Source organism: Pseudomonas sp. NPDC087346, assembly GCF_044744235.1.
In the GTDB taxonomy this organism is placed as follows: domain Bacteria; phylum Pseudomonadota; class Gammaproteobacteria; order Pseudomonadales; family Pseudomonadaceae; genus Aquipseudomonas.
Map to the genome: position 1 here is coordinate 160,841 of NZ_JBIUXX010000005.1, position 23,565 is coordinate 184,405.

The 23,565-nt window shown below is 60.0% G+C and carries 24 protein-coding genes; 7 read left to right on the forward strand and 17 right to left on the reverse strand.

The window, feature by feature from the left end:
• Nucleotides 1–56: 56 nt before the first annotated feature.
• The gene (locus ACIOZM_RS05345; RefSeq protein ID WP_401210328.1) at nt 57–2,189 is read right to left on the reverse strand and encodes a TonB-dependent receptor; all 2,133 of its coding nucleotides are present in this window, start codon (nt 2,187–2,189) and stop codon (nt 57–59) included.
• Nucleotides 2,190–2,279: 90 nt separating this feature from the next.
• A complete protein-coding gene (locus ACIOZM_RS05350) occupies nt 2,280–2,666 on the reverse strand; it encodes a DUF2946 domain-containing protein (protein WP_401210331.1) in 387 nt (128 codons plus the stop codon).
• A gap of 94 nt (nt 2,667–2,760) precedes the next feature.
• On the opposite strand from ACIOZM_RS05350, the gene ACIOZM_RS05355 reads away from it, so the two are divergent.
• Nucleotides 2,761–3,201 (forward strand): DUF3995 domain-containing protein, encoded by a 441-nt coding sequence (locus tag ACIOZM_RS05355; RefSeq protein ID WP_401210334.1) that lies wholly within the window; start codon nt 2,761–2,763, stop codon nt 3,199–3,201.
• A 114-nt stretch (nt 3,202–3,315) separates the two neighbouring features.
• On the opposite strand, the gene ACIOZM_RS05360 is transcribed toward ACIOZM_RS05355, so the two are convergent.
• The 7 genes from ACIOZM_RS05360 to ACIOZM_RS05390 all read right to left on the reverse strand — a co-directional run bounded on the left by ACIOZM_RS05360 (nt 3,316) and on the right by ACIOZM_RS05390 (nt 10,580).
• The gene (locus ACIOZM_RS05360) at nt 3,316–3,678 is read right to left on the reverse strand and encodes a Na+/H+ antiporter subunit G (protein ID WP_401210337.1); all 363 of its coding nucleotides are present in this window, start codon (nt 3,676–3,678) and stop codon (nt 3,316–3,318) included.
• Entirely contained in the window at nt 3,675–3,953 is a 279-nt protein-coding gene (locus ACIOZM_RS05365) for a K+/H+ antiporter subunit F (protein WP_401210340.1), read from the reverse strand. Before ACIOZM_RS05365 ends, ACIOZM_RS05360 begins: the two co-directional genes overlap by 4 nt.
• Nucleotides 3,950–4,438, reverse strand: a complete 489-nt coding sequence (locus ACIOZM_RS05370; protein WP_401210343.1) for a Na+/H+ antiporter subunit E — start codon at nt 4,436–4,438, stop codon at nt 3,950–3,952. Before ACIOZM_RS05370 ends, ACIOZM_RS05365 begins: the two co-directional genes overlap by 4 nt.
• Nucleotides 4,435–6,114, reverse strand: a complete 1,680-nt coding sequence (locus ACIOZM_RS05375) for a monovalent cation/H+ antiporter subunit D (RefSeq protein ID WP_401210345.1) — start codon at nt 6,112–6,114, stop codon at nt 4,435–4,437. The genes ACIOZM_RS05370 and ACIOZM_RS05375 overlap by 4 nt, the downstream gene beginning before the upstream one ends.
• Entirely contained in the window at nt 6,111–6,455 is a 345-nt protein-coding gene (locus ACIOZM_RS05380) for a Na+/H+ antiporter subunit C (protein ID WP_339450172.1), read from the reverse strand. Before ACIOZM_RS05380 ends, ACIOZM_RS05375 begins: the two co-directional genes overlap by 4 nt.
• Nucleotides 6,455–9,373, reverse strand: coding sequence for a monovalent cation/H+ antiporter subunit A (locus ACIOZM_RS05385; protein WP_401210348.1), 2,919 nt, complete (start codon nt 9,371–9,373; stop codon nt 6,455–6,457). Before ACIOZM_RS05385 ends, ACIOZM_RS05380 begins: the two co-directional genes overlap by 1 nt.
• Nucleotides 9,374–9,644: 271 nt before the next feature.
• A complete protein-coding gene (locus tag ACIOZM_RS05390) occupies nt 9,645–10,580 on the reverse strand; it encodes a DMT family transporter (protein ID WP_401210350.1) in 936 nt (311 codons plus the stop codon).
• 85 nt (nt 10,581–10,665) lie between these two features.
• On the opposite strand from ACIOZM_RS05390, the gene ACIOZM_RS05395 reads away from it, so the two are divergent.
• Nucleotides 10,666–11,229 carry a helix-turn-helix domain-containing protein gene (locus ACIOZM_RS05395; RefSeq protein ID WP_401210352.1) on the forward strand — a complete coding sequence of 188 codons (564 nt, stop codon included), beginning with the start codon at nt 10,666–10,668 and terminating at the stop codon, nt 11,227–11,229.
• Nucleotides 11,230–12,642, forward strand: a complete 1,413-nt coding sequence (locus ACIOZM_RS05400) for an FAD/NAD(P)-binding protein (RefSeq protein ID WP_401210354.1) — start codon at nt 11,230–11,232, stop codon at nt 12,640–12,642. It abuts the gene before it with no gap.
• A 142-nt stretch (nt 12,643–12,784) separates the two neighbouring features.
• On the opposite strand, the gene ACIOZM_RS05405 is transcribed toward ACIOZM_RS05400, so the two are convergent.
• Nucleotides 12,785–14,593: a monovalent cation:proton antiporter-2 (CPA2) family protein gene (locus ACIOZM_RS05405; protein ID WP_401210356.1), complete on the reverse strand. Its 1,809-nt coding sequence runs from the start codon at nt 14,591–14,593 to the stop codon at nt 12,785–12,787.
• Nucleotides 14,594–14,840: 247 nt separating this feature from the next.
• On the opposite strand from ACIOZM_RS05405, the gene ACIOZM_RS05410 reads away from it, so the two are divergent.
• Nucleotides 14,841–15,755 (forward strand): LysR family transcriptional regulator, encoded by a 915-nt coding sequence (locus ACIOZM_RS05410; RefSeq protein ID WP_401210358.1) that lies wholly within the window; start codon nt 14,841–14,843, stop codon nt 15,753–15,755.
• Here the strand turns inward: ACIOZM_RS05410 and ACIOZM_RS05415 are convergent.
• Complete coding sequence (locus ACIOZM_RS05415) at nt 15,745–16,512, reverse strand: substrate-binding domain-containing protein (protein ID WP_401210360.1); 768 nt, start codon at nt 16,510–16,512, stop codon at nt 15,745–15,747. The two genes, ACIOZM_RS05410 and ACIOZM_RS05415, sit on opposite strands and share 11 nt — an antisense overlap.
• 12 nt (nt 16,513–16,524) lie before the next feature.
• Complete coding sequence (locus ACIOZM_RS05420) at nt 16,525–17,817, reverse strand: MFS transporter (RefSeq protein WP_401210363.1); 1,293 nt, start codon at nt 17,815–17,817, stop codon at nt 16,525–16,527.
• 380 nt (nt 17,818–18,197) lie between these two features.
• Here ACIOZM_RS05420 and ACIOZM_RS05425 point away from each other — a divergent pair, with 380 nt between their 5' ends.
• The gene (locus ACIOZM_RS05425; protein ID WP_401210366.1) at nt 18,198–18,506 is read left to right on the forward strand and encodes an RcnB family protein; all 309 of its coding nucleotides are present in this window, start codon (nt 18,198–18,200) and stop codon (nt 18,504–18,506) included.
• A 102-nt stretch (nt 18,507–18,608) separates the two neighbouring features.
• Nucleotides 18,609–19,073 carry a hypothetical protein gene (locus ACIOZM_RS05430; RefSeq protein ID WP_401210368.1) on the forward strand — a complete coding sequence of 155 codons (465 nt, stop codon included), beginning with the start codon at nt 18,609–18,611 and terminating at the stop codon, nt 19,071–19,073.
• Nucleotides 19,074–19,075: 2 nt separating this feature from the next.
• On the opposite strand, the gene ACIOZM_RS05435 is transcribed toward ACIOZM_RS05430, so the two are convergent.
• Nucleotides 19,076–20,152 carry a diguanylate cyclase domain-containing protein gene (locus ACIOZM_RS05435; protein ID WP_401210371.1) on the reverse strand — a complete coding sequence of 359 codons (1,077 nt, stop codon included), beginning with the start codon at nt 20,150–20,152 and terminating at the stop codon, nt 19,076–19,078.
• A 178-nt stretch (nt 20,153–20,330) separates the two neighbouring features.
• On the opposite strand from ACIOZM_RS05435, the gene ACIOZM_RS05440 reads away from it, so the two are divergent.
• The gene (locus tag ACIOZM_RS05440) at nt 20,331–20,669 is read left to right on the forward strand and encodes an FKBP-type peptidyl-prolyl cis-trans isomerase (protein WP_401210373.1); all 339 of its coding nucleotides are present in this window, start codon (nt 20,331–20,333) and stop codon (nt 20,667–20,669) included.
• 74 nt (nt 20,670–20,743) lie between these two features.
• Here ACIOZM_RS05440 and ACIOZM_RS05445 read toward each other — a convergent pair whose 3' ends face one another.
• The 4 genes from ACIOZM_RS05445 to ACIOZM_RS05460 form a co-directional block, all read right to left on the reverse strand.
• Nucleotides 20,744–21,079, reverse strand: coding sequence for a hypothetical protein (locus ACIOZM_RS05445; RefSeq protein WP_401210375.1), 336 nt, complete (start codon nt 21,077–21,079; stop codon nt 20,744–20,746).
• Nucleotides 21,080–21,087: 8 nt separating this feature from the next.
• Complete coding sequence (locus ACIOZM_RS05450) at nt 21,088–21,327, reverse strand: pyocin S6 family toxin immunity protein (protein WP_401210377.1); 240 nt, start codon at nt 21,325–21,327, stop codon at nt 21,088–21,090.
• Between the two features lie 222 nt (nt 21,328–21,549).
• A complete protein-coding gene (locus ACIOZM_RS05455) occupies nt 21,550–21,930 on the reverse strand; it encodes a DUF6124 family protein (RefSeq protein WP_401210380.1) in 381 nt (126 codons plus the stop codon).
• 453 nt (nt 21,931–22,383) lie between these two features.
• On the reverse strand, nt 22,384–23,487 hold the full coding sequence (locus tag ACIOZM_RS05460; RefSeq protein WP_401210383.1) for a cytochrome P450: 1,104 nt from the start codon (nt 23,485–23,487) through the stop codon (nt 22,384–22,386).
• Nucleotides 23,488–23,565: the final 78 nt, after the last annotated feature.

Sequence of the window (23,565 nt, forward strand, 5' to 3'; positions counted from 1 at the left end):
CTCACTCCCACATTGGAATGCGTTCCCCTGTAGGAGTGAGCCTGCTCGCGGTGCTTTTAGAACCGGGTTTGTACCGACAATTCGAAGGTGCGCGGCGTACCGAGGTAGTACGCCGGTGACACATGCGCAAACTCGGCATACACCTCGTTGGTCAGGTTGCGCACTCGACCGGTGACGGTGGTGTGCGAGTCGACCTTGTAGCTGAGGAAACTGCCGAACAGCGTGTAGGACGGCACCGTCATGGTGTTGGCATTGTCGGCAAACACCGAGGCCACGTAGCGGGCATCGACGCCACCTTGCCATTGCGAAGAAAAGTCATAGGTAAGCCACAGGTTGCCCACGCGGTCCGGGACGTTGGTCGGTGTGTTGCCCTTGCGCGATACAACCACGCCAGCGGCATTCTTCTCGTTGAACTCGTCGTACTGCGCATCGACCCAGGCGAAGTTACCTTCGGCCAGTAACTTGTCGGTGATCCGCAAGGAGCTGGCAATCTCGATGCCTTTCGACGTTTGCTGTCCCACCGGGATGCTGCTGGTCGGGTCCAGTGGATCGGTGACCGCGAAGTCCTTGCGCTCGATGGTGTACGCTGCAACGGTCGCCGAGCCGCGCCCGTTCAGGTAGTCGAACTTGCTGCCGATTTCCCATTGTTTGCCGGTCGAAACATCGAAGTCCTGCGTGCCGTTCGGCTGTTCGGCGGCGGTGCTGTATTGCACGTAGACGTTGGCTGAAGGAATGAACTGGTAGGTCATGCCAACCCGGCCGGTCAACGGCTCCCAACTGCGCTTGAGATGGTGCGGATTGCTGGCGGTCACGGTGCGATGGTTGGTCACGTCGAGATCGATATCGTCATAGCGCAGGCCGGTGAGCAAGGCGAGTTTGTCGGTCAGCGCCAGACGGTTTTCGGCGAACAACGCTTTGGTGGTGACCTCGTTGGTCTTGTCGCTGACAAAGCCCGGTTTAGTGCCGGGGATGTCGTAGAAGTGTCCCGGGCGATAGTTGTTTGGATCGACCGTGCTCGCACCTTTGACGTTTAGCGGCGAGTTGGTGGTCTGATTGACCTTGTACTCAAAGCCGCCCGACCAGGTTGTGTCCAGGCCGAACAGCGTATTGTCGTGACGCAGTTCGAACTGGTTGCCGTTCTGCTCACCCTGATGGCGCACCTGATAAGCCGTGGAGCGGTTCACTGCGCTGTTGTCGGCGTTGTATTGATAGGTTTCCAGATTGCGGTAATCGCGCTGACTGTCGAGGTGATACAGCGTGTTGCGCAGGGTGGTGCTGTCGTTGATCCGGTAGTCGATGATCGAGCGTACCCAGATCGTGCGCTGCTCGTAGCGCCCGTCCTCGACGTTGTAGTTGTTGAAGCGGTTGTGCTTGTCGATCTTCAACTCGCCGGCCTTGGGATTGAGCACCGGCGTGCCCCAGTACGGACTGTCTTCGTGCTCGTCCTGATATTCCAGCGCCAGGGTATGCGACAGGTTCGGCGTCAAATCGCTGAGCAGCGAGAACGCCACGCTCCACGCATCGCGTTCCTGACGGTCGATGTAGCCGTTGCTTGTGTTGTGGCTGACGTCCAGCCGGGCGTAGTGCTGCACGTCGGCGCCGGGCGCGGTCAGTGCGTGATTGAGGCCAAACGCGGTTTCCGTGGTGTCGTAAGTGCCGTAGCTGACTCGGCCCTCCAGCGCCTGTTCGTCACGGGTCGCCAGTTTGGTCACGTAGTTCAGCGAACCGCCCACCGAGCCTGCGCCGTTGATCAGCGACGATGGGCCACCGACCAGTTCCACCCGATCGTAGATCCACGAATCCACCGGACGGGCGAGGCCGCCGGAGACGTTGATGCCGTTGAACATTTGGGTGATTTGACTGCTGGTGAAACCACGATAGGAGACAAAACCGCCGAAACCCGGTGGTGCACTGGCGTTGACGCCGGGCAAGGTATTGGCGGCGTCCTGAAAGTTTTGCGCGCCGCGACGCTCGATGTCATTGCGATTGGCGATGGCCACCGATGCTGGTGTGTCGCGTACGCTCAGGCCGAGGCGTGAGGCCATGCCGCTCGATTGATCGAGGCTCAGTCCCGGCTCGTTGCCGGCCTCGCCATCAATGGTGATCGGGGCCAGATCGACAGTCGATTGTGCCCAGGCGTTAACGGACAGGCAGCCGCACAGGCTCGCCAGCAAAGTAAGATTTTTCATCGATGAATCCTGAATGCTCGTCTAGGAATCAGCGCACAGACAAACGCGGCGCGTTGGCGCAGTGGGCTGAACAGAAAAAGGCAAAGACACTCAGGCGAGCGGTGGGGCGCGGGGGTTGGCTGACGGCCAGGTGAAGCGGGCAGGGAGGTCGGCACTGACGATCGGCGCCAGCGGCGGGCTGTGTTGTTCCGGCAGGATCGCCAGCGTCAAGCTGGAGTTGAACGCCGGGCCCATGCCGCCAGTGGAGCACAGCGGACAGCCGAAGGCCTTGGCCAGGGTCGGCAATTTTTCTTCGGATGGACTGGTGGTTTGCGGTGCCTGGGTTGCAGGGTCTACCGCGCAGAACTGACCGCCGATGCCGTTGAGCTGCATCCCGACCATTTGTCCGTGACCGATGCTGCAGGCGAACACGTTGAACAGGACGCAGCAATAGAGCATCCAGGCCAGCAGTGAGCGATCGGAACGGTTGAATTTCATGGGGCGGCACTTTAACCCACCGCCGATCGGTCGTGCACTTCAAAAAATGCCGACTAGGATGTTTTGTTCAGATCCCTTTCAAGGATTCTCGACCATGACCTTTGCGTTGGCTCAATGGCTGGTGACGATATTTGCGGCAATCAGTCTGGTACATGTGTATTGGGCGTTGGGTGGGCAGTGGGCGGCGGCAGCGGTTGTGCCGCAAATTCCGGTGGATGGCGCAGGTTTGAAGCTGCGACCGGCGTTCAAGCCCAGTAGCTGGATCACGTTTGTGGTGGCGGCGGCTTTGTTGGTGATTGCGCTGCTGGTGTGTCTGCGGGTGGGGTGGTGGCTGCCGGCGGTGCATCACTGGTCGCTGCAATGGCTGATCAGTGCGATTGCGTTGTTGATGTTTGCGCGGGCGATTGGCGATTCGAATCTGGTGGGGTTTTTCAAGGAGATCAAAGGCTCGCGGTTTGCGCGGCTTGATACCTGGGCGTATTCGCCGTTGTGTGTGGTGCTGGGGGCGGGGTTATTGGCAGTGGCGTGGGTTTGAGGGCAAGGTGATCTGGAGATAGCTATCGCGAGCAGGCTCACTCTTACAGGGGAACGCATTCCAAATGTAGGAGTGAGCCTGCTCGCGATAGCGGCAGTTCGAACAACTGGATTTTCAGTTACCGCTTTCAGTACGACGACTACTCACCTCGGCCGGCACATCATCCCCGGCCATGCGCTTGCGGAACAATGCCGCCCGCGCCAGCAGCAGGGTGGTCACCGGAACCGTGATCGCCAGCAGAATCGGAATCAGCCACGCATGCAGCACCGGCCCGGACTTGAGCGCCGAAAAGCAGATGATCGACGCCAACGCCACGCACCACGCGCCGATGGTCGAGGCCAATGCTGGTGGGTGCATGCGCTGAAAGTAATCCTTCATTCGCAACATGCCGATTGCGCCGATCAGCGCAAACACGCCGCTGAGGACCAGAAGAATCGCCACCGGGATTTCCACCCACAGAGACAGTTGTTCGTTCATTCAATCACCTCGCCACGCAGCAGGAATTTCGCCAGGGCAAACGAGCCGACGAAGCCGAACAGCGCGATCAACAGCGCCGCCTCGAAGTAAGTGTCGCTGGAATAACGAATGCCCAGCGTCAGCATCATCAGCATCGCGACGATGTACAGATAGTCCAGCGCCAGTACCCGATCCTGCGCCGAAGGCCCTTTGAATAGGCGGATCAGGGTCAGCACCATGGCCATCGAAAACAGGAACAGCGTCAGCAGGATCGCGTTCGACAGTAATGGGCTCATTCGAAAATCTCCATCAACGGTCGCTCATAAGTCGTCTTGAAGTGCTCGATGAATTGCGCCTCGTCATCCAGATCCCAAACGTGCAGCAACAGAATGCTGCGATCCAGCGCCAGTTCCGACCAAACAGTACCGGGCACCACCGTGCAGATCATCGACAGCGCCGCCAGGCCGTGGGCTTCGCGCAGGTCCAGCGGCACTTTGACAAAACGCGAGCGCGGTGGGCGACGACCGGCGTTGAGCACGCCCCAGGCCACGATCAGGTTGGAGGCGATCACGTCGCGACCAACGAGGAAGAACAGCCGCAGGATCGTCAACGGCCGGCGCACGCGTACTTGTTTCGGACGCAGCTTGCGCATCATCAGTGGTGCGCAGAAACCCAATATTGCGCCGAGCAACAGGTTGCCCGGGCTGATCGACAGGTTCAGCACCAGCCACAGAATCCACAGCGCCAGTGACAACCACGGAGCAGGAAACAATCGCTTCATGGTTGCACCTCCAGCATGGCCGCTTTGCTTTCCGGACTGGGCACCGAGCGGGTGCCGAGCACCGCCATCACGTATTGCTGAGGATTGTTCAGTGCATCAGCCGCCGCTTGGGTGTAACGCATTAGCGGTTCGGCCTTGAAGGTCAGCGCGATGCTGAGCCCGAGCAGCAGGAAGATCGGCGCGCATTCGAGTTTACGCAGCAGCGGCGACGGGCGCTCCTCGGGCGTCCAGAAGCGCTGGATGCCCATGCGCGCGAAAGCCATCAGCGAGGCCAGCCCCGACAGGATCAGCAGCGCCAGCAACGCCCAGGCAGCGTTCGATACTGGCTCACCCGAGCCCATTCCCAGTGGATTGAGCAATGCGTTGATCAGGTTGAGCTTGCCAATGAACCCGGAGAGCGGCGGCATGCCGATGATCAGCAGGGCGCAGGCGATGAAGCTCAGGCCGAGGAACGCCATGGTCCACGGAATCACCTGACCGACCACGGCTTTCTGTTCGTCGTCGAGGTTGATGCCTTTGGGCGGTTGCAGCGATTCCTGCGGGCGCGGCAGTAGTTCGCTTTCATCCTCCAGCGGAATCTCGTTGGCCGAACGCGAACGCTCGATCAGCTCCGACAGCAGGAATAGCGCGCTCAGCGCCAACGTCGAGCTGACCAGATAGAACAGCGCCGCGCCAATCAGGTTCGGCTGAGCGAAACCGACCGCCGACAGCAGAATACCCGCAGACACCAGAATGCTCAGGGCAGCCATACGCTCAAGACGCTGCGCGGCGACAATCGCCAATGCGGCGCAGGCCATGGTCGCCATGCCGCCGTAGATAAGCCATTCGCCACCGAAATACGCCGAGGCTCCGGCCTGTCCGGAAAACAGCAGCGTCCACAGGCGCAGCAAGGTGTAGACGCCGACCTTGGTCATGATCGCGAACATCGCCGCCACTGGCGCACTGGCTGAGGAATAGGCCGGCACCAGCCAGAAGTTCAGCGGCCACATGCCGGCCTTGGCCAGGAACGCCACCGCGAGAATCCCCGCGCCGGCGTGCAGCAAGCCACGGTCGGCTTCCGGCACCAGCGGAATCTTCAGCGCCAGATCGGCCATGTTCAAGGTGCCGGTAACGCCATAGATCAGCGCCGCGCCGATCAAAAACAACGACGATGCCAGCAGGTTGATCGAGATGTAATGCAGCCCCGACGATACCCGCGCCCGACCGGAACCATGCAGCAACAGGCCATAGGAAGCGGCGAGCAGCACTTCGAAGAACACGAACAGGTTGAACAGATCCGCCGTCAGGAACGCGCCGTACAGGCCCATCAACTGAATCTGGAACAACGCGTGGAAGCTCGAACCGGCGCCATCCCAGCGCGCCATCGCAAACAGTAACGCGCTGACGCCGATGATTCCGGTCAGCACCAGCATCAACGCCGACAGGCGATCCACCACCAGCACAATGCCGAACGGTGCCTGCCAGTTGCCCGGCAGGTACACGCCGATGGAGCCGGGCACGCCGGTGGTATTAGTCCACTGCAACAGCATCACGGAAATGAACAGGCCGACCAGGCTGGAGAACAGGTTGATCCTGGCTTTCAGCGGCCGGTGCTTCTCGCCGAGCATCAGCATGATGGCGGCGGTCAGCAGCGGCAGCAGAATCGGTGCGGCGATCAGGTGAGTCATCGCCATCATTCTTTAGGCTCCCGGCCGTCAACGTGGTCGGTGCCGGTCAGGCCCCGGGACGCGAGCAGCACCACCAGAAACAACGCGGTCATGGCGAAGCTGATGACGATAGCGGTCAGTACCAGCGCTTGCGGCAGTGGATCGGTGTAATGCAGCAGATCCTGGGTGACGCCGTCCTTGATCACCGGCTCCTTGCCGATGAACAGGCTGCCCATGCTGAAAATGAACAGGTTGACGCCGTAGGACAGCAGGCACAGGCCCATGACCACCTGAAATGTCCGTGGCCGCAGGATCAGCCACACGCCGGACGCGGCGAGCGCGCCGATGGCGATTGCGATGACTTCTTCCATCAGACGGCTCCTTTGCTGGCGACGGATTTGGGCAGGGATGCAGTCTTGTGGCCTCGCACCGATTGGTGGGCGAGGGCGGTGAGGATCAACAGTGTCGAGCCGACCACCACTGCGTACACGCCAACGTCGAAAAACAGCGCGCTGGCGATATGGATGTCACCCAGCACTGGCAACGAGAAATGCCAGGTGTGGGTGGTGAGGAACGGATAACCGGCCGCCATCGCCCCGAGCCCGGTGACGGTGGCGAACAGCAGTCCGGTGCCCATCCAGCGCAGCGGCCGCAGGCTCATTTGTGCTTCGACCCACTGAGTGCCGGCGACCATGTATTGCAGGATGAACGCCACCGACATCACCAGACCGGCGACGAAACCGCCACCCGGCTGGTTGTGCCCGCGCATGAACAGGTAGAACGACACCACCAGCGCAATCGGCAGCAGCAGGCGCACCAGCACCGCCGGTACCATCATGAAGCCCAGCGCGGTATCCGTTGCCGAACGCGGGTTGACCAGATCGGTGACCACGTCCGGTGCCAGCAGACGCTGCTGGGCCGGCAGTTGCAGGCTTTCTTTCGGCGGACGGAAGCGTCGTAGCAGGGCGAACACGGTCAGCGCCACGGCGACCAGCACGGTGATTTCACCCAACGTGTCGAAACCACGGAAGTCCACCAGCATCACGTTGACCACGTTGCTGCCGCCGCCCTCGGGCATGGCCCGGCTGAGGTAGAACGAGGAAATGTCGTTCGGTGTTTGTCGGGTGAGCATGGCGTAGGACAGCAACGCCATGCCGCCACCGACTGCAATCGACAGCAGCAAGTCGCGCAGACGTCGGACCCGCGCCTTGCGCAGACTGCTTGGCAGTGGCGAGACTTCTTCGATCCGACGCGGCAACCAGCGCAGGCCGAGCAGGATCAGCACGGTGGTCACGACTTCGACCGCCAGTTGCGTCAGCGCCAGATCCGGCGCCGAGAACCAGACGAAGGTCACGCAGGTCATCAAGCCGCAAACGCTGACCATGGTCAGGGCCGCGAGACGGTGATACTTGGCCTGCCACGCGGCACCGAGGGCGCAGGCGATCGCCAGCAGCCACAGAGTCACGAACACGATGGAGCCGGGGATCTTCGGCCGGTCGCCCCAACTCAGACTGCTGTGCAACATCGGGATCAAACCGGCGAGCACCGCCGCCAAAACCATCAGGAACAGTTGCGCTTGCAGGCGCTTGGTGCCGATCCGTCGCTCGACACGGCGGGCCAGACGCATCATCACCACCAGACTGCGCTCGAACAGACGCTTGCCGTTGAAGCGTCCCACCAGCGGCGGGTATTTGAAACGGCCATGCTTGAACTGGTTACGCAGCAGCAGATAAAGGACGATGCCACCGGACATGGCGATCAGGCTCATGATCATCGGCGCATTCAGACCGTGCCAGATCGCCAGGCTGTACTCCGGCAACTCGCCCCCCACCACGGGCATTGCCGCAGCGGCCAATATCGGGCCGACCACTTGCGCCGGGAAAATCCCCACCAGCAGGCAAGTGAACACCAGCAACTCTACCGGCGCACGCATCCAGCGCGGTGGTTCGTGCGGGGTGTGCGGCAGGTCGGTGGCAGGCGGGCCGAAGAATACGTCGACGGTGAACCGCAGCGAATAAGCGACGCTGAAGGTACCGGCGATGGTCGCGACAATCGGCAGCGCCGCTTCGACCCACGCCGTTGCGTTGATGAACACGGTCTCGGCGAAGAACATCTCTTTCGACAGGAAGCCGTTGAGCAACGGCACCCCGGCCATCGACGCACTGGCAACCATCGCCAGCGTCGCGGTGAACGGAATCAGTTTGATCAGACCGCTGAGTTTGCGGATGTCGCGGGTGCCGCTTTCGTGGTCGATGATGCCCGCTGCCATGAACAGCGAGGCCTTGAAGGTCGCGTGGTTGAGGATGTGAAACACCGCCGCGACTGCCGCCAACGGACTGTTCAGGCCCAGCAGCAGCGTGATCAGGCCGAGATGGCTGATGGTCGAGTAAGCCAGCAGACCCTTGAGGTCGTTCTGGAACATCGCGCAGTACGCGCCGAGCAACAGGGTGCAGGCGCCAGCGCCGCTGACGATGTAGAACCATTCTTCACTGCCGGACAGCGACGGCCACAGGCGTGCGAGCAGGAACACCCCGGCCTTGACCATGGTCGCCGAGTGCAGATAGGCCGAAACCGGTGTGGGCGCCGCCATTGCGTGCGGCAGCCAGAAGTGGAAGGGGAACTGGGCGCTTTTGCTGAGTGCGCCGATGAGAATGAGGGGAAGCAGAATAGGGTAGAGGGCATGTGCGCGAATCAGATCGCCGGCGGCCAGAACCTTGTCCAGGTCATAGCTGCCGACGACATGGCCGAGAATCATCACCCCCGCCAGCAGGCATAGTCCGCCCGCGCCAGTGACCATCAGCGCCATGTAGGCGCCACGACGTGCGTCGGCGCGGTGATGCCAATAGCCGATCAACAGGAACGAGAAGAGGCTGGTCAGCTCCCAGAAAAACACGATCTGGATCAGGTTGCCCGAGATCACCAGACCGAGCATGGCGCCCATGAATGCCAGGAAAAACGCGAAGAAGCGCGGCACCGGGTCGTCCGGCGACATGTAATAGCGGGCATATAAAGCGACAAGGGTACCGATGCCGAGGACGAGCATCGAGAACAGCCAGGCGAAGCCGTCCATGCGCAGGACGAAGTTCAGGCCCAGGCTGGGCAGCCACATGAACTCTTCACGGATCACGCCGCCGTGGGCGATTTGCGGGTACAACAACGCAACCTGGACGGTACCGATCAGAGCGACCAGACCCGCCAGCAGGGATTCGGTATTACGCGCGTTGTGTGGCAGCACGGCTGCCAGACAGCTGCCGATAAAAGGCAGAAGCAGTAGAACTATCAGGGACATAGGCTTCTAATCTGCGGAAGTTTGTGAAGCATCATACGTGCCAGCTCCCCGATCACCAAACGCCAGGATGTCTCAGAATCCTACAAAGTAGTCTCAAATTTTCTGTTTGGCATTATTTCGGGGGAAGGGATATTGCCTGTACCGACCTCTTCGCGGGCAAGCCCGCTCCCACAGGTTTCTTTGTCGTACACAAAATACGGGTGCACCGCGAATACTGTGGGAGCGGGCTTGCCCGCGAAGGCTTACGCAAGAGCACTATCGAAAGTTGCTGTTAACTATTAACTTCCTGATCCAATTCGGCGGCAGCTACTTCAGCCTTACCCTTGGTCTTCAGCTCACTGACAATCACCGCCGCGACAATCAACCCGGCGCCCAGCAGGGCAATCGCCGGCAGTCGCTCCCCGGCGATTCGCCCGACGATCCCGGCCCACACCGGCTCCCCGGCATAGATCAACGTGGCACGAGTCGGTGAAACGCTTTTCTGCGCCCAATTCATCGCCACTTGAATCGCCGCACTCGCTGCGCCCAGGCCCAATGCGGAAGCCAGCAACAACCAGGAAAAGTCCGGAATCGCCTCACCGGTCGGCACCACCATCAGAAACGCCAGCACCGAAGTCACCGCCAGTTGCACCACCGTCACCCGTCGCACATCGACCAGACCTGCGTAGGTGCTGATCAGGATGATCTCGGCAGCAATCGCGATGGCGCTGATCAACGTGGCGATTTCACCGGGACTGAAATTCAGCGATGCACCAGCAGGGCCCGACAGCAGCATCAGCCCGGTAAACGCCAGCATGATGCCGATGCTTGGCATCAACCCCGGGCGACGGCCGAGCACCATCCATTGCAGCAGTGGCACGAACGGCACGTACAGCGCGGTGATAAACGCCGACTGGCTGCTCGGAATGGTCTGCAAACCAACCGTCTGCAAGCCATAGCCGAGCATGATCGCCACACCAATGAACGCACCAGCCTTGAGTTCGAACAGGGTCAGGTCACGCAGGTGGCGCCAGGAGAACAGCGCGACGATGCTCGCTGCTGCGGCAAAGCGCAGGCCAACGAAGAACATCGGGCCGCTGACGGTCATCGCGTGTTGCACCAGCAGGAATGTGCCGCCCCAGACCATGGTAATCAGCACCAGCACGCACTCGGCCTTGCTGAAACGGGAGAAGCGGAGCGGGGTTTGGGGGCTGTTCACCGACGTCATGACCTTGCGCACTATAAAAGAGAGGCCGCACAATGCGCCCAACGTTGCGCAGTATACTGCCCAACCTCACCAAGTGAGCAATATAGTGCACAAAGATTCCACCCAACGGGCGTCCGTCCTGCAACACGTCAGCCAGAACGTCCGACGCCTGCGGCATGCCGCCGATATGAGCCAGACTGCGCTGGCGGAAAAATCCGGAGTCAGTCGACGGATGCTGGTGGCGATTGAAGCGGGCGAGAAAAATGTCAGCCTGACCACCCTCGACCGTGTTGCTGAAGCACTCGATGTCGCATTCAGTGATCTGATTCAGGCGCCCGACGCTCGCGACACCAGCCGTATCAACGAAGTGGCCTGGGCCGGCGTGATTCCCGGCAGCAAAGCGGTGTTGCTGTCCAAAGCCACCGCGACGCGAGAAGTGGAACAGTGGGAGTGGTGCCTGCAACCTGGAGAGGTTTATCCCTCGCAGCCGGATGCCGAAGGCTGGAGCGAGCAGATTTACGTATTCGAAGGCTGCCTGACGTTGACGGTCGGCGATGTGACCAACATGATTTCGGCGGGTGAGTTTTTCATGTTCGCCAGCAACCAGCCGCACGGCTATCGCAATGACGGGCAAGTGGCGACGCGATTCGTCCGTAACGTGGTGATCTGAATGAATCAAAGCTCCAGCGACAAGCGCAGTGCGGACATCCTGATTATCGGCGGCGGCCTCAGCGGCACGATGCTCGCGGTGCAACTGCTGCGTCAGCCCGGCCAGCGGCAGATCCTGATCATCGAACCGCGTGCGGAACTGGGGCGTGGCGAGGCTTATAGTGCTGTCGAACTGGGCCATACGCTGAACGGAAATGCGGCGCGGATGAGCGTCGATCCGGACAACGCCGACGATCTGACGCAATGGTTGACCGAACATATTGCCGGTGGTGGCTGGCCGGAATCCGCTGAGCAGAACGTGCCGGTCAGCGAGTTATTCCCTCCGCGCGGTCTGTTTGGTGTCTACGTGCAGCAACGGCTGGCCGAAGCGCGAGCCGTGGGCGCGCAGTACGGCTCGACGGTTGAACACCTGCGTGCCGAGGTCGTTGACCTGCAAATCGCCGATGATTCGGTGCATCTCACTCTGAGCGACGGCCAGTGTTTGCAAGGCGCGCATGCCGTCATTGCCACCGGAATGTTCCCCGCTGCGCGCACCCCGCAGAGAGAGTCCAGCGGACTCAATGCCGCCGCGCTCGATCCGTGGGACGTCGCAGCCATGCGTCAGCTCAGCCCGCAATCGACGGTGCTGATCATCGGCTCGGGTCTGACCATGGTCGATGCCGTGGTGTCGCTGGAGCAGGCCGGACACCGTGGCCCAATTGAAATTTTTTCCCGTCACGGACTGCTGCCGCATGTGCGGCGGCAACCACCAGCCTGGGTAGACTTTCTCGCTGAGGATCACGGCATCCGTTCGCCGCGCCAGTTGTTGCGGGAGGTGCGCCGTCAATGTGCTGAAGCCATCGCGCAGGACATCGATTGGCAAGCACCGCTCGACACGGTTCGGGCGCATATCGGTCGCTTATGGAGCCAGGCAACTGACGTGCAGCGTCGACAATTCGTACGGCACGTGCGGCCGTGGTGGGAAAGTCATCACCATCGTTCGCCACCATTAAGTGCGGCGCTGGTTGCGCGTTTGCATAGTGAGGGGCGATTGCAGATTCATGCGGCGTCGTTCAAAGGGCTTGAGCCGGACAGGGAGGGCGCGGTGAGTATCCGCATCCGTCGTCGCGGCGAAACTGAAACCCGCGTGGTGCGCGCAGCGGCGCTGATCAACTCCAGCGGCATCGAATACGACTGGCGTCGAGTGGCGCGGCCGTTGCCGCAGCAATTACTGGCTCGCCGGTTGGTGCAGTCGGGGCCTTTGGCGCTGGGGATTGCGGCGGCGGTCGATGGCGCGGTGCTGAGTACCGACGGGCAGGTTTCTGACCGTTTGTTTGCCATGGGACCGCCGTTGCGCGGGATGTGGTGGGAGAGCACGGCGGTGACCGATGTGGCGTTGCAGGCGAAGGCGCTGGCGTTGCGGTTGCTGAGGTAAACATTGAGTTGATCTCTCTGGCCCCATCGCTGGCAAGCCGGCCCCCACAGGTTTCTATGTTGACCTCACAACTCCGGCACACTACAGATCCCTCTGGGAGCGGGCATACACCGCGATGGCGACTTGAGCTGCGCCTGATTTCTCAGGGCTTGCGCGCTTCTTCTTCCAGTTGATCAGATTCAAACAGCCGCGCCAGTTCCGCCCGGGCTTCCTGGGCGGTTTGCAAGACTTTGGCCGCGTCGTCATAGATCGAGTGCTGCGCCTCCAGTACCTGTTCGTCGTGATGCTTGAAGCGCTTGATCCGCGCATCGGCCTGGGCCTGGGTCAAACCAAGGCCGACCAACGTGCGCCGGCTCATTTCCAGACTTGAATAATAGGTCTCACGAATCGCCTCGGCGCCGACATCCACCAAACGGTGAACGTGCTGACGGTTACGCGCACGGGCGATGATTTTCATGTGCGGGTAAAGCTTGCGCACGATCTCGGCGGTCTTGATATTGGTTTCCGGATCGTCGGTAGCAATCACAAAGTATTCCGCGTCGCCGACCTTGGCTGCGCTGAGGATTTCCGGGCGCATCGGGTCACCGTAGAACACCGGCACCCCACCGAAACTGCGCGACAACTCAATGGTCTCCACCGACGTATCGAGGGCCACGAACTTGATGTTCTGCGCGCGCAGAATCCGCGCGACGATCTGGCCCATCCGGCCCATGCCGGCAATCACCACCCGTGGAGCGTCGGTATCGATTTCGCGGAATTTCTCCGGCACTTCCACCGGCTGCACCTTGGGGCTGACCAGTCGCGCGCAGATCAACAGCAACAACGGCGTGACGGCCATCGACAGGGTGATGGTCAGCACCAGCAGGTCGTACAGACGCGGCTCGAACAGGCCCTGATCTCGGCCGATCTTGAACACCACAAAGGCAAACTCACCGCCCGCCGCAAGCACGATCCCCAGGCGAATCGCACTGACCTTGTTCAAACCACCGGCCAGACGCCCGACGACAAACAGCAGCGGCAATTTCAGGCCGATCAGCAGCAGCGTCAGGCCGAGCACGGTGATTGGCGCACTCAACAGCAAACTGAGGTTGGCGCCCATGCCGACGCTGATGAAAAACAGTCCGAGCAGCAGACCTTTGAACGGTTCGATCTGCGCTTCCAGTTCATGCCGGTATTCCGAGTCCGCCAGCAGCAGACCAGCGAGAAACGCCCCCAGCGCCATCGACACGCCTACCTGATCCATCAACCATGCAGTGCCGATCACCACTAGCAATGCAGTCGCGGTGGAAACTTCCGGCAGACCGGTTTTTGCTACCACGCGGAACACCGGGCGCAGCAGATAGCGCCCACCGATCACCACTACCGCGATGCTGCCGAGCACGCGTAAACCGTGGTTCAAGTCCTCGGCGGCGCTGGTGGTGTGATCGCCGCCCGCGAGCATCGGCACCAATGCGATCAGCGGGATCGCGGCGATGTCCTGAAACAGCAGAATCGCAAACGCCAGCCGCCCATGGGGGCTTGTCAGCTCCTTGCGTTCCGCCAGACTTTGCAGACCGAACGCGGTGGACGACAGCGCCAGCCCAAGGCCAAGCACGATGGCGCTATTGAGCGACTGGCCGAAAGCAAACAGCGCCAGCACGCCAATAACCGAGCCAGTCAGCAGCACCTGCGCCAGCCCTACGCCAAATACCGATTTGCGCATCACCCACAAACGTCGCGGCGACAACTCAAGACCGATGATGAACAGCAGCAACACCACGCCCAGTTCCGAGATGTGGCTGACACTCTGCGGATTACCGATTAGCCCCAACACTGACGGGCCAATGATCACCCCGGCAAACAGATAACCGAGTACCGCTCCCAGTTGCAGACGTTTGGCCAGCGGCACAGTGAGCACCGCGGCAAACAGAAACACGACGGCGGCTTGCAACAAATTGCCTTCATGGGGCATGGGATAACTCCTGACAACGGTACGGCGGGGGCGACAAGGATAAGGGCTGAATCGATTCAAGATCCACAGAAGATCCATTGTAGGAGTGAGCCTGCTCGCGATCGCGGTGTGACATTCGACAATGATGTCGACAGATTCACCGCGATCGCGAGCAGGCTCACTCCCACAGGGATTTTCATCGAGTCTGTAATATGTTGCATCAATTGGTTACATTTATAGCCTTAACGAATCAATCCCGAGTCCCGCCATGGCCATCAACTTCGACCTCAACGACCTGCAAGCCTTCCGGGCCGTGGTCGAGCAGGGCAGTTTTCGTAAGGCCGCCGACACCGTGCGCCTGTCGCAACCGGCGCTGAGCCGGCGCATCGAAAAACTCGAAGACGCCCTCGGCGTGAAACTGTTCGAACGCACCACACGCAAGGTCAGCCTGACCCAGGCCGGGCGCGGCTTCATGCCGAGCGTCGAGCGTCTGCTGGACGATCTCGATGTAGCCCTGCTGGGCATCAGCGAAGTGGCCTCGACCCGGCTCGGCCATGTCACGGTCGCTTGCGTGCCGTCCGCCGCGTACTACTTCATGCCGCGCGTAGTCGCTCGCTATCACCAGCAATTCCCACGGATCAAGGTCAAGGTTCTCGATTCCAGCGCCCACGATGTGTTGAGCGCGGTGGTCAATGGCGAGGCGGATTTCGGTTTGAGTTTCTTGGGTACGCAGGATGCCAAAGTTGATTTCGAATCGCTTGTGCAGGAGTGCTACGTCGTTGCCTGTCGCCGCGATCATCCGCTGGCTGGACGCACTAGCGTGAGCTGGGACGAGTTTTATCAGCAGGATTACATCTCGCTGGACAAGACTTCAGGCAATCGCTTTCTGCTCGATCAGGCCTTGAGCAGCGTGGTGCCGCAACGCCAGAGCATCTGCGAAACCCGGCATGTGACGACGATGATCGGTCTGGTGGAGGCGGGACTGGGCGTGGCGGCAGTGCCGCTGATGGCGATGCCGGGGCCGGATCATCCGATCCTGACGCGGGTACCGCTGACCGATCCGCAAGTGATGCGCAGCGTCGGCATCATCAAGCGCCGGGGTCGCACGTTGACCCCGGCAGCGTTGGAACTGGAGCGGCTGGTGGTGGAAATGAAGGTACAGCCGCCAATCGTCAGCGCTTGACCGAATCCAGCCCGGTGGCTTGCACATCAGCCTGCGCGGCGGGTGCGGCGAGGTACTCGAGCAGGGCTTTGGCTTCGGTCGGGTGTTGCGCGCCGACCGGAATCCCGGCAGCAAAACGCGTCACTGACTGCACCGATTCCGGAATCTTGCCGACAAAACTCACCCCTGGCACCGGCAGCAATTCACTGACCTGCTGGAAGCCCAACTGATAATCGCCAGTCGCAACCACCGAGCCGACCGGGATTTTCGGGATCATTTTCGCCTTCGGTTTCAGCTGATCTTCAACGCCGAGTGTCTTGAACAGTTGCTGCTCGATGTACACGCCGCTGGCGCTGTCGGAGTAGGCCACCGATTGCGCGTCGAGCAGGGTTTGCTTCAGCGCTTCGACGTTGCTGATATCCGGTTTCGGCGCGCCTTCGCGCACCACCAGGCCGATCCGCGAATCTGCCAGTTCAACGCGTGAGGCCGGGTCAACCTTGCCTTGCTTGATCAGGTCATCAAGGGCGTAGCCGACCATGATCACCACATCAGCGTGCTCACCACGGGCGAGTCGATTGGGAATTGCCTCCGGCGCCTTGCCCATCGACGGGCCGAGTGCGGTGTCGAGGGTATTGCCGGTGGCCGCCGCGAATTTCGGGCCGAGGATTTTATAGGCGGCAGTGAAGCCGCCCGAGGTCATCACCCGCACCTCTTCGGCTTGCGCCAGGACGCTGAAAGCGAGAAGGGCGAGGGCGCTCAGCTTGATCAGTTTTTTCATGGTGAGCGCTCCTTATGCCGCAACCGGTTGCAGACGACCGCCCGCACGGCGATAGAGATACAGCGTCGCGCACAACGCGCAGAGCGCGCCGACACTCATCCAGTACCCCGGCGCGGCTTTGTCGCCGGTGTACTGAATCAGGAAGGTCGACATCGCCGGCGTGAACCCGCCGAAGATTGCCGTCGCCAGGCTGTAAGCGAGGGAAAAACCGGCAACCCGCACCTCGACCGGCATGATTTCGGTCAGCGCCGGAATCATCGCGCCGTTGTACATGCCGTAGATAAACGACAACCACAACAGCGACAGCAGCATGTGACTGAAACTCGGAGCCTGCACCAGATACGACAGCGCCGGATAAGTCGTCGCGAGGGCCAGCAGCGACATGGCAATCAACAGCGGACGACGACCGATACGATCGGACAACATCCCGCCAATCGGCAACCAGAAGAAGTTCGAAACCCCGACCAGCAACGTCACCAGCAACGCATCGGAAGTGCTCAGTTGCAGCACGGTTTTACCGAAGGTCGGCGCGTACACGGTGATCAGATAAAACGCAGTGGTGGTCAGCGCGACCATCAACATCCCGCCCAGCACCACCACCCAGTTCTGGCCGAGGGTACGGAACACTTCGCCCATGCTCGGACGGTGTTTGCGGGCGGCGAACTCTTCGGTTTCCGCCAGATTGCGTCGCAGCAAGAAGATGAACGGCACGATCATGCAACCGACGAAAAACGGAATCCGCCAGCCCCACGCGGCAATCATGTCCGGTGCCATCCAGGCGTTCAGCGCGTAACCCAGCGCGGCGGCAACGATGATCGCCACTTGCTGACTGGCCGACTGCCAGGCAGTGAAAAAGCCCTTGCGACCCGGCGTGGCGATCTCGGACAGATAAACCGAAACACCGCCCAGTTCCGCACCGGCCGAGAAGCCTTGCAGCAACCGCCCGAGCAACACCAGCGCCGGAGCAAACAGACCGATGGTTTCGTATCCGGGCACCAGCACAATCAGGATCGTGCCGCTGGCCATGATCGACAATGTGACGATCAAACCTTTGCGCCGACCGACGTCATCGATGTACGCGCCGAGCACGATAGCCCCCAGCGGACGCATCAAAAAGCCTGCGCCGAACACCGCAAAGGTCATCATCAGAGAGGCGAATTCACTGCTCGCCGGAAAGAACACCGCCGCGATCTGCGTGGCATAGAAGCCGAACAGGAAGAAGTCGAACTGTTCGAGGAAGTTACCCGAGGTCACCCGGAAAATAGCGCCGGCCCGCGAGCCGCCGTGTGGGATTGAGGCTGTCATAGAAAAGTACTCCACCGCTTTTATGACGTGCGCGACGGGGAGGCGGCGCACGGTTTTTATTGGGGCGGATGGTGGCGCAGGTGTAACAGGATGTTAATTGCATAGTTGGCATGGATTGATGCGCAAAGCGGATCAATGGTTTGTCAGCGATTGAACATGTCGTATGTGCGGGCCCCATCGCTGGCAAGCCAGCTCCCACAGTTTTTTGTGGTGAACACACTGATTCTGCAAGCGCCCCAGAACCCTGTGGGAGCTGGCCTGCCAGCGATGGCGGCCTGACAGCCGACTACAATCCCTCAGCCAGTCCAGGCAAAAACAAGGAATGATTCCAACCCCGCGCAGTCGGAGTTCAGGTATCACACATCTCAGGAGGTTCACCGATGAACAGCAAGACCCTAATCGCCAGCCTGGCCCTCGTCGCCGGCATCGCCGGGATCAGCCCCATCGTTCAAGCGGCACAAACCTCACCCGACACCGTCGAACATTCGCCCACCGGCGACCGCGAACTGAAAGTCGGCGACCGCGCCCCGGACGTCTACCAACGCAACGAAAAAGCCCTGAACAACTGGAAGCAGAAAGGCCTCAAGCAGCCGGATGCGCAGTCGCAGTGGGTGCAGATGAATGACAAATACGTGCTGGTGAAGATTACTAACGGGACGATTGTCGATATCAAACCGGTTGAGCGTTAGGCCGTCCGGTAACAATTGACCACGGACGGTCGATTGAAAACGAGCGCCGTTCTGGTAAAACCCGTGGGGCGTTTCGTGTGACTGGATGTCAGGAGCAACAAGTTGGAAAAGAAACCGCTTTATCGCAAGGAAAACACTACCGCCCACAACGTTTGGCGCAACAACCCGGGTGGGCACTATCGGTATGAACGCAACACCAAGGCTGAAAGCAACAGCAAGGCGTTGCGCGGTTCGATGCACGGAATCAAGCATCACGGCTACGATTACACGCCGTTGTTTCGTTTCCTGTTATCTCGTGTCGGAGGCAATTGGGATGAGATTTTCAGTGAGGCAGTTTCTCGCCTTGATCGGCCGGAACCGGTGTTCTGGATGGTTGCACAGCATGAACATGAGCGACGGGAGGTCTTCGGCGTGGGTGAGTCGAGTTGCTTCAGCGGCTTGTACATCGATGAACAAAAACGTCTGCGAATCGTCAATCCCGAGTTGAAGGCCGAGGACATGACGCCGACCTGTACATGCTGCACGCATACCTTTAACGGTGTTGTGATTGGCAAACCTCAGGTTTGATTTCACTCCACCCGGCTATGGCTCAACGTCTGCCCGCCACCCAACCGATACTGATTATTCCCACTCCTTTTCGCCTCATACATCGCCAGATCGGCAATATGGATCAAACGATCCATGCTCGGCGCATGGTCCGGAAACACCGCGACCCCAAGGCTGGTGCCGATGTGGCGCTGGTCGTTGCCGATGCTGATCGGTGGCGATAACTCGATAAAAATTTTCTGGCAGATGCTGCGCGCTTCGTCCTGCAAGTTGATGCCCGGAGCCAGGCCTTGCAGGATGACCACGAATTCGTCGCCGCCGATGCGTGCGACAGTGTCGGTAGTGCGCAGAATCCGTTTCAGTCGCGTGGCGGTGGTGATCAGCACGCGGTCACCAGCGGCATGGCCGTAATGATCGTTGATGGCTTTGAACCCGTTGAGATCGACAAACACCAGCGCCACACGGGTGTTGTTCTGTCGTGCCAGTTCCAGGGCTTCGGACAAGCGTTCTTCGAGCACCAGTCGATTGGGTAAACCGGTGAGCGGGTCGAAGTGGGCAAGGTGCTGGAGGTAACTGGCCGAAGCTTTCTCCTCGGTAATGTCGCGCACCACGCCCATCATTTTGATCACCGCATCGTGGTCGTTGCGCACCACATTGCCGGTTTCCCGTAGCCAGTGAGTGGTGCCGTCAGGCCAGACCACGCGGTATTCCTCGTCGTGGTTTTCACCGGTTTGCAGGCAACGCAATTCACCGTCGCGCACCCTGACGCGGTCATCTGGATGCACGCAGGAGCAGAACAGCGCGTAGGAGGGCGTAATCTCACCGATCTTGAAACCGAACATGCCGTAGATCGCGTCCGACCAATACAGCCGATCAGTATCGACCTCCCAATCCCAGGTGCCGATACGGGCAAAATACTGGCTACGTTTGAAGCGCTCGGCGTCGCCGTCCTGATGGATGTTCTGGCCATCGACGGCGCGGGTGAGCAACTCGCGGTACTCGGTCAGTTGTTGTTGCAGCCCGCGCACCCGCCAGATCAGCCAAATGATCACGGCAAGCATCCCGGCGCCGATGGCAACGCTGATCCACAGTTGAGTCATTTGGAAACTGCGCGCATGGCAAATCGATCCGTGAGCTGATGGCGGTTGGCTATCTTAATTCTTCACAAGCGTGTTCGGATACAGCGCCGATCTTCGCTTTTTTGTTGCCAATCCCTGGCAATTCTGGGAAAACGGCGGCCATCGAGCCTCTGGGCCACTGAACAATAGAGTGAATGTCATGAATGATGAACTGCAAGTAATCGAACTTCAGATGGGCGACGGCAAAGCCGCCGTCAAAGGCGCGCTGATCACCGCTCAATACACTGGATGGCTGGAGGATGGCACCGAGTTCGATTCTTCCTGGGGTCGGGGCAAACCCTTTCAATGCGTGATCGGCACGGGCCGCGTGATAAAGGGCTGGGATCAGGGCCTTATGGGCATGCAGGTGGGCGGCAAACGCAAACTGCTGGTGCCGGCGCACCTGGGGTATGGCGAACGGACGATGGGCAAGATTCCGCCGAATTCGAATCTGGTGTTTGAGATTGAGTTGTTGGAAGTTTTGGCGCGGGAGGATTGAGGCCCGCGGGTTTTGATGGTGCTGGATGAGGGGCGGGCCTCATCCAAGTGTTTGGCATCTGAGTGTTAGGCAAGTCAGGTGAATGCATCGATATCGTCAAGTGTGTCCTCAATGATTCCTTGCAGAGAAGGGTATTTCCTCTTCACCGACTCGAGTGCCGGCAAGACCACATCAGTGTCCAGTTCGCCATGTCGCCGAGCGATGTGGCCAAACGCCGTAACGGCAGAAGCCACAATTGCTTCGGTTTGGGCGGTGAGGTGTTGGAGGCAAATGTCTTGAGCCCAGTTTCTGTCGGTTTCATTCAGGCCGATGGAAGTCAGTGCTGAGATGACATCTGCATCCAATTCGCTGGCCAGAAGTCGTATGGCCGTATCGTGGCTTATTGATGGATCTTGATAGGTGAGGCTCACTGGAGAGGCTAACCCCTAACACCGATAAAAAGATCGAGTTCTGTAGGTAGCTTTTCGTTAACCGCTAAGGCGATTTTTCGAGCTTGATCACCTGTCAGCAGCCATTCTCCGTCCGGACTGGCTTCAAGCCCTTGCCAACTCATTACTGCCAACACTGCAGGCTCAAACTCAGGCTTGACCGTAAGTTCATATTTTAAGGCGTCGTCTTCGTCGTCACCTTTCAAGAAACCGCTAATCCATAAAAACATTCATAGCCTCCTGTTTATTTCGCCAGAGCGGACCGCGCCGGTTGAGCCAAATGATCACCACCATCCAGGCACCTTCCCCTGTGGCGAGGGAGCTTGCTCCCGCTGGGTTGCGTAGCGACCCCAAAACCATTCGCCCGGTTATGTCAGGCAAATCGGCATCGGTCGGGTTGCGACTGCTTCGCAGCCGAGCGGGAGCAAGCTCCCTCGCCACAGGGGTTCGGGTCAGTTTCTGGTTGGCGGTTCGAGGTTGTCGAGGGCGCGGTTTACGGCGAGTTCGCCGAGCATGACGACTTGCTGGATGCCGAGCAGGGTGTGGCGGTAGGGCGTGTCGAGCAGGGCGGCGAAGTCGCTGAGCATGATGCTGGCCGAGGCCATGGATTCGCAGGCGTGGGCCAGCAAGGATTCGTTGTCTATTTGCGGGGCTACGACGAACATGCCGCTGGGTTTGCGCGGTGGCTGTGGGGTGGTCGGTTTGAGGTAGTGGTCGAGGGCGCGTTCGGCGGCGTCGTTGAGTTTTGTGGGGTCGAGGGTGGAGTAGGGCGACGTGGGATCGGAATCGGTGGGTGCGTCTGATTCGGGTGGATTTGGTGTAATTTTGAACATTTTTGAGACCTTATATTGAGGCTGCCAACCAGTCGCGACTAAACGATGGGAGGCAGCTATGCGCAGGTTAGTCGACCGGTGGTCTCACAATATCCGGCGCGCCCGAAAGCGCCCTGCGCACAGCCACCATTCAGTGCAGGAATGTGAATTACCTGACTAGATGGACGCTTTACGATTTGTAAGACCACCGAGCGACTAAACCCGATCACTGAACATTCAGTGACCCGAACCAAGTTACCGGCACCCCCCAAACCGCACAAGCCGGCGGATTCTGGCTTGTTTGTAGGCAAAAGCACAAGGCGCTGTAGCCTCTTGGGTGGAGGCAAAATGATGCTGCGTTTTTCCGGGCCCCATCGCGGGCAAGCCACGCTCCCACAGGTTTTTATGTCGATTGCAAAAGGTGCGGGCACTCCAGAACTTGTGGGAGCGTGGCTTGCCCGCGATGGCTGACTATCAGTCACTAATGAAGCTGAACAGTGGAATACGCCCATTCAGAGAAGGCCGATAGCGCCAGGCCAGCCGCTCCAGATTCACACCGTGGTCGAGGATTTCTCCGACAGTGGCGCTCGCAATCCCCATCGCCAACACCTGCCCCGGACACTGATGCCGCCCGCCACCAAAACTGAAACTGCGCCGATTCGGTCGATCCAGCAGAAACCGCTCAGGCGCCTCATTCAGCGCCGGATCACGATTGGCCGAAGCCAACAGCACCAGAATCACTGCGCCAGCCTCGACCCGCACGCCATCGATATCACAACTCTGCGCGACAAAACGCCGAGTGTTCTGCACCGACGGATCAAACCGCTGCACCTCGGCCAACAACGATTCAATCGATTCACCGCGCAACTCTGGCTGAGCCCGCAACGCCAACAATGCATTGCCGATCAACCCGGCAGTGGCTTCATAGGTCTGCGAGCAAAGTCCGATCAGATTAGCGATCAAGGTTTCCTGATCGCCTTCAAATCGCTGCGTAATACCGGAAAGCAAACCGCTATTCGATTCCGCCAGCAACTCGATGAAATATCCGCGCAGCCGTTCCGCCGCCAAGTGCGCCGTAGCCAATTGCAGGTCATTGCTCAACGGCGACAGGCACGCGACGAAATCCGCCGTCAGCTCACGGATCGCTCGAGCCTGCGCCGGGTTGAAGCCAAGCAGCGCCGCAACCACGCAGACCGGGCCGCGAAACATTGCCTTATATAAGCCGTCAGCATCTGCCGTGATCAGCCGCGCCGCCACTAAAGCGCGAACTTCATCCAGATCAACCATCGCAAGCGACGGCTCAATCGCCGAGCGCGGGCAGCGCTGACGTTCGCCGTCATTCATCCGCATCAACTGGCCAAACACTTCGCCGGCCATGCCTGAAGCAATCGCTTTGGGCACCGGTTCCTGCGCCGGACGCACTCGGCAATCAGCATGCGCCAATACTTCGCGGACAGCCCGGGCGCTGCTGGCGACCCACATTTTCAGCCCCGGGTGAAACACCAATCCGCCCTGAGCCCGCAGCTCGGCGTAATAAGGATAAGGATCAGTGTGAGTCGCAGCGATGATCGGGTCCATGGTCGGCAGCCTTGTCGATGGGGAAAGTGTTGCTACTATCTCCAGTCCGTAGCGGCGACGATTCGTCCGGGAGCGAAA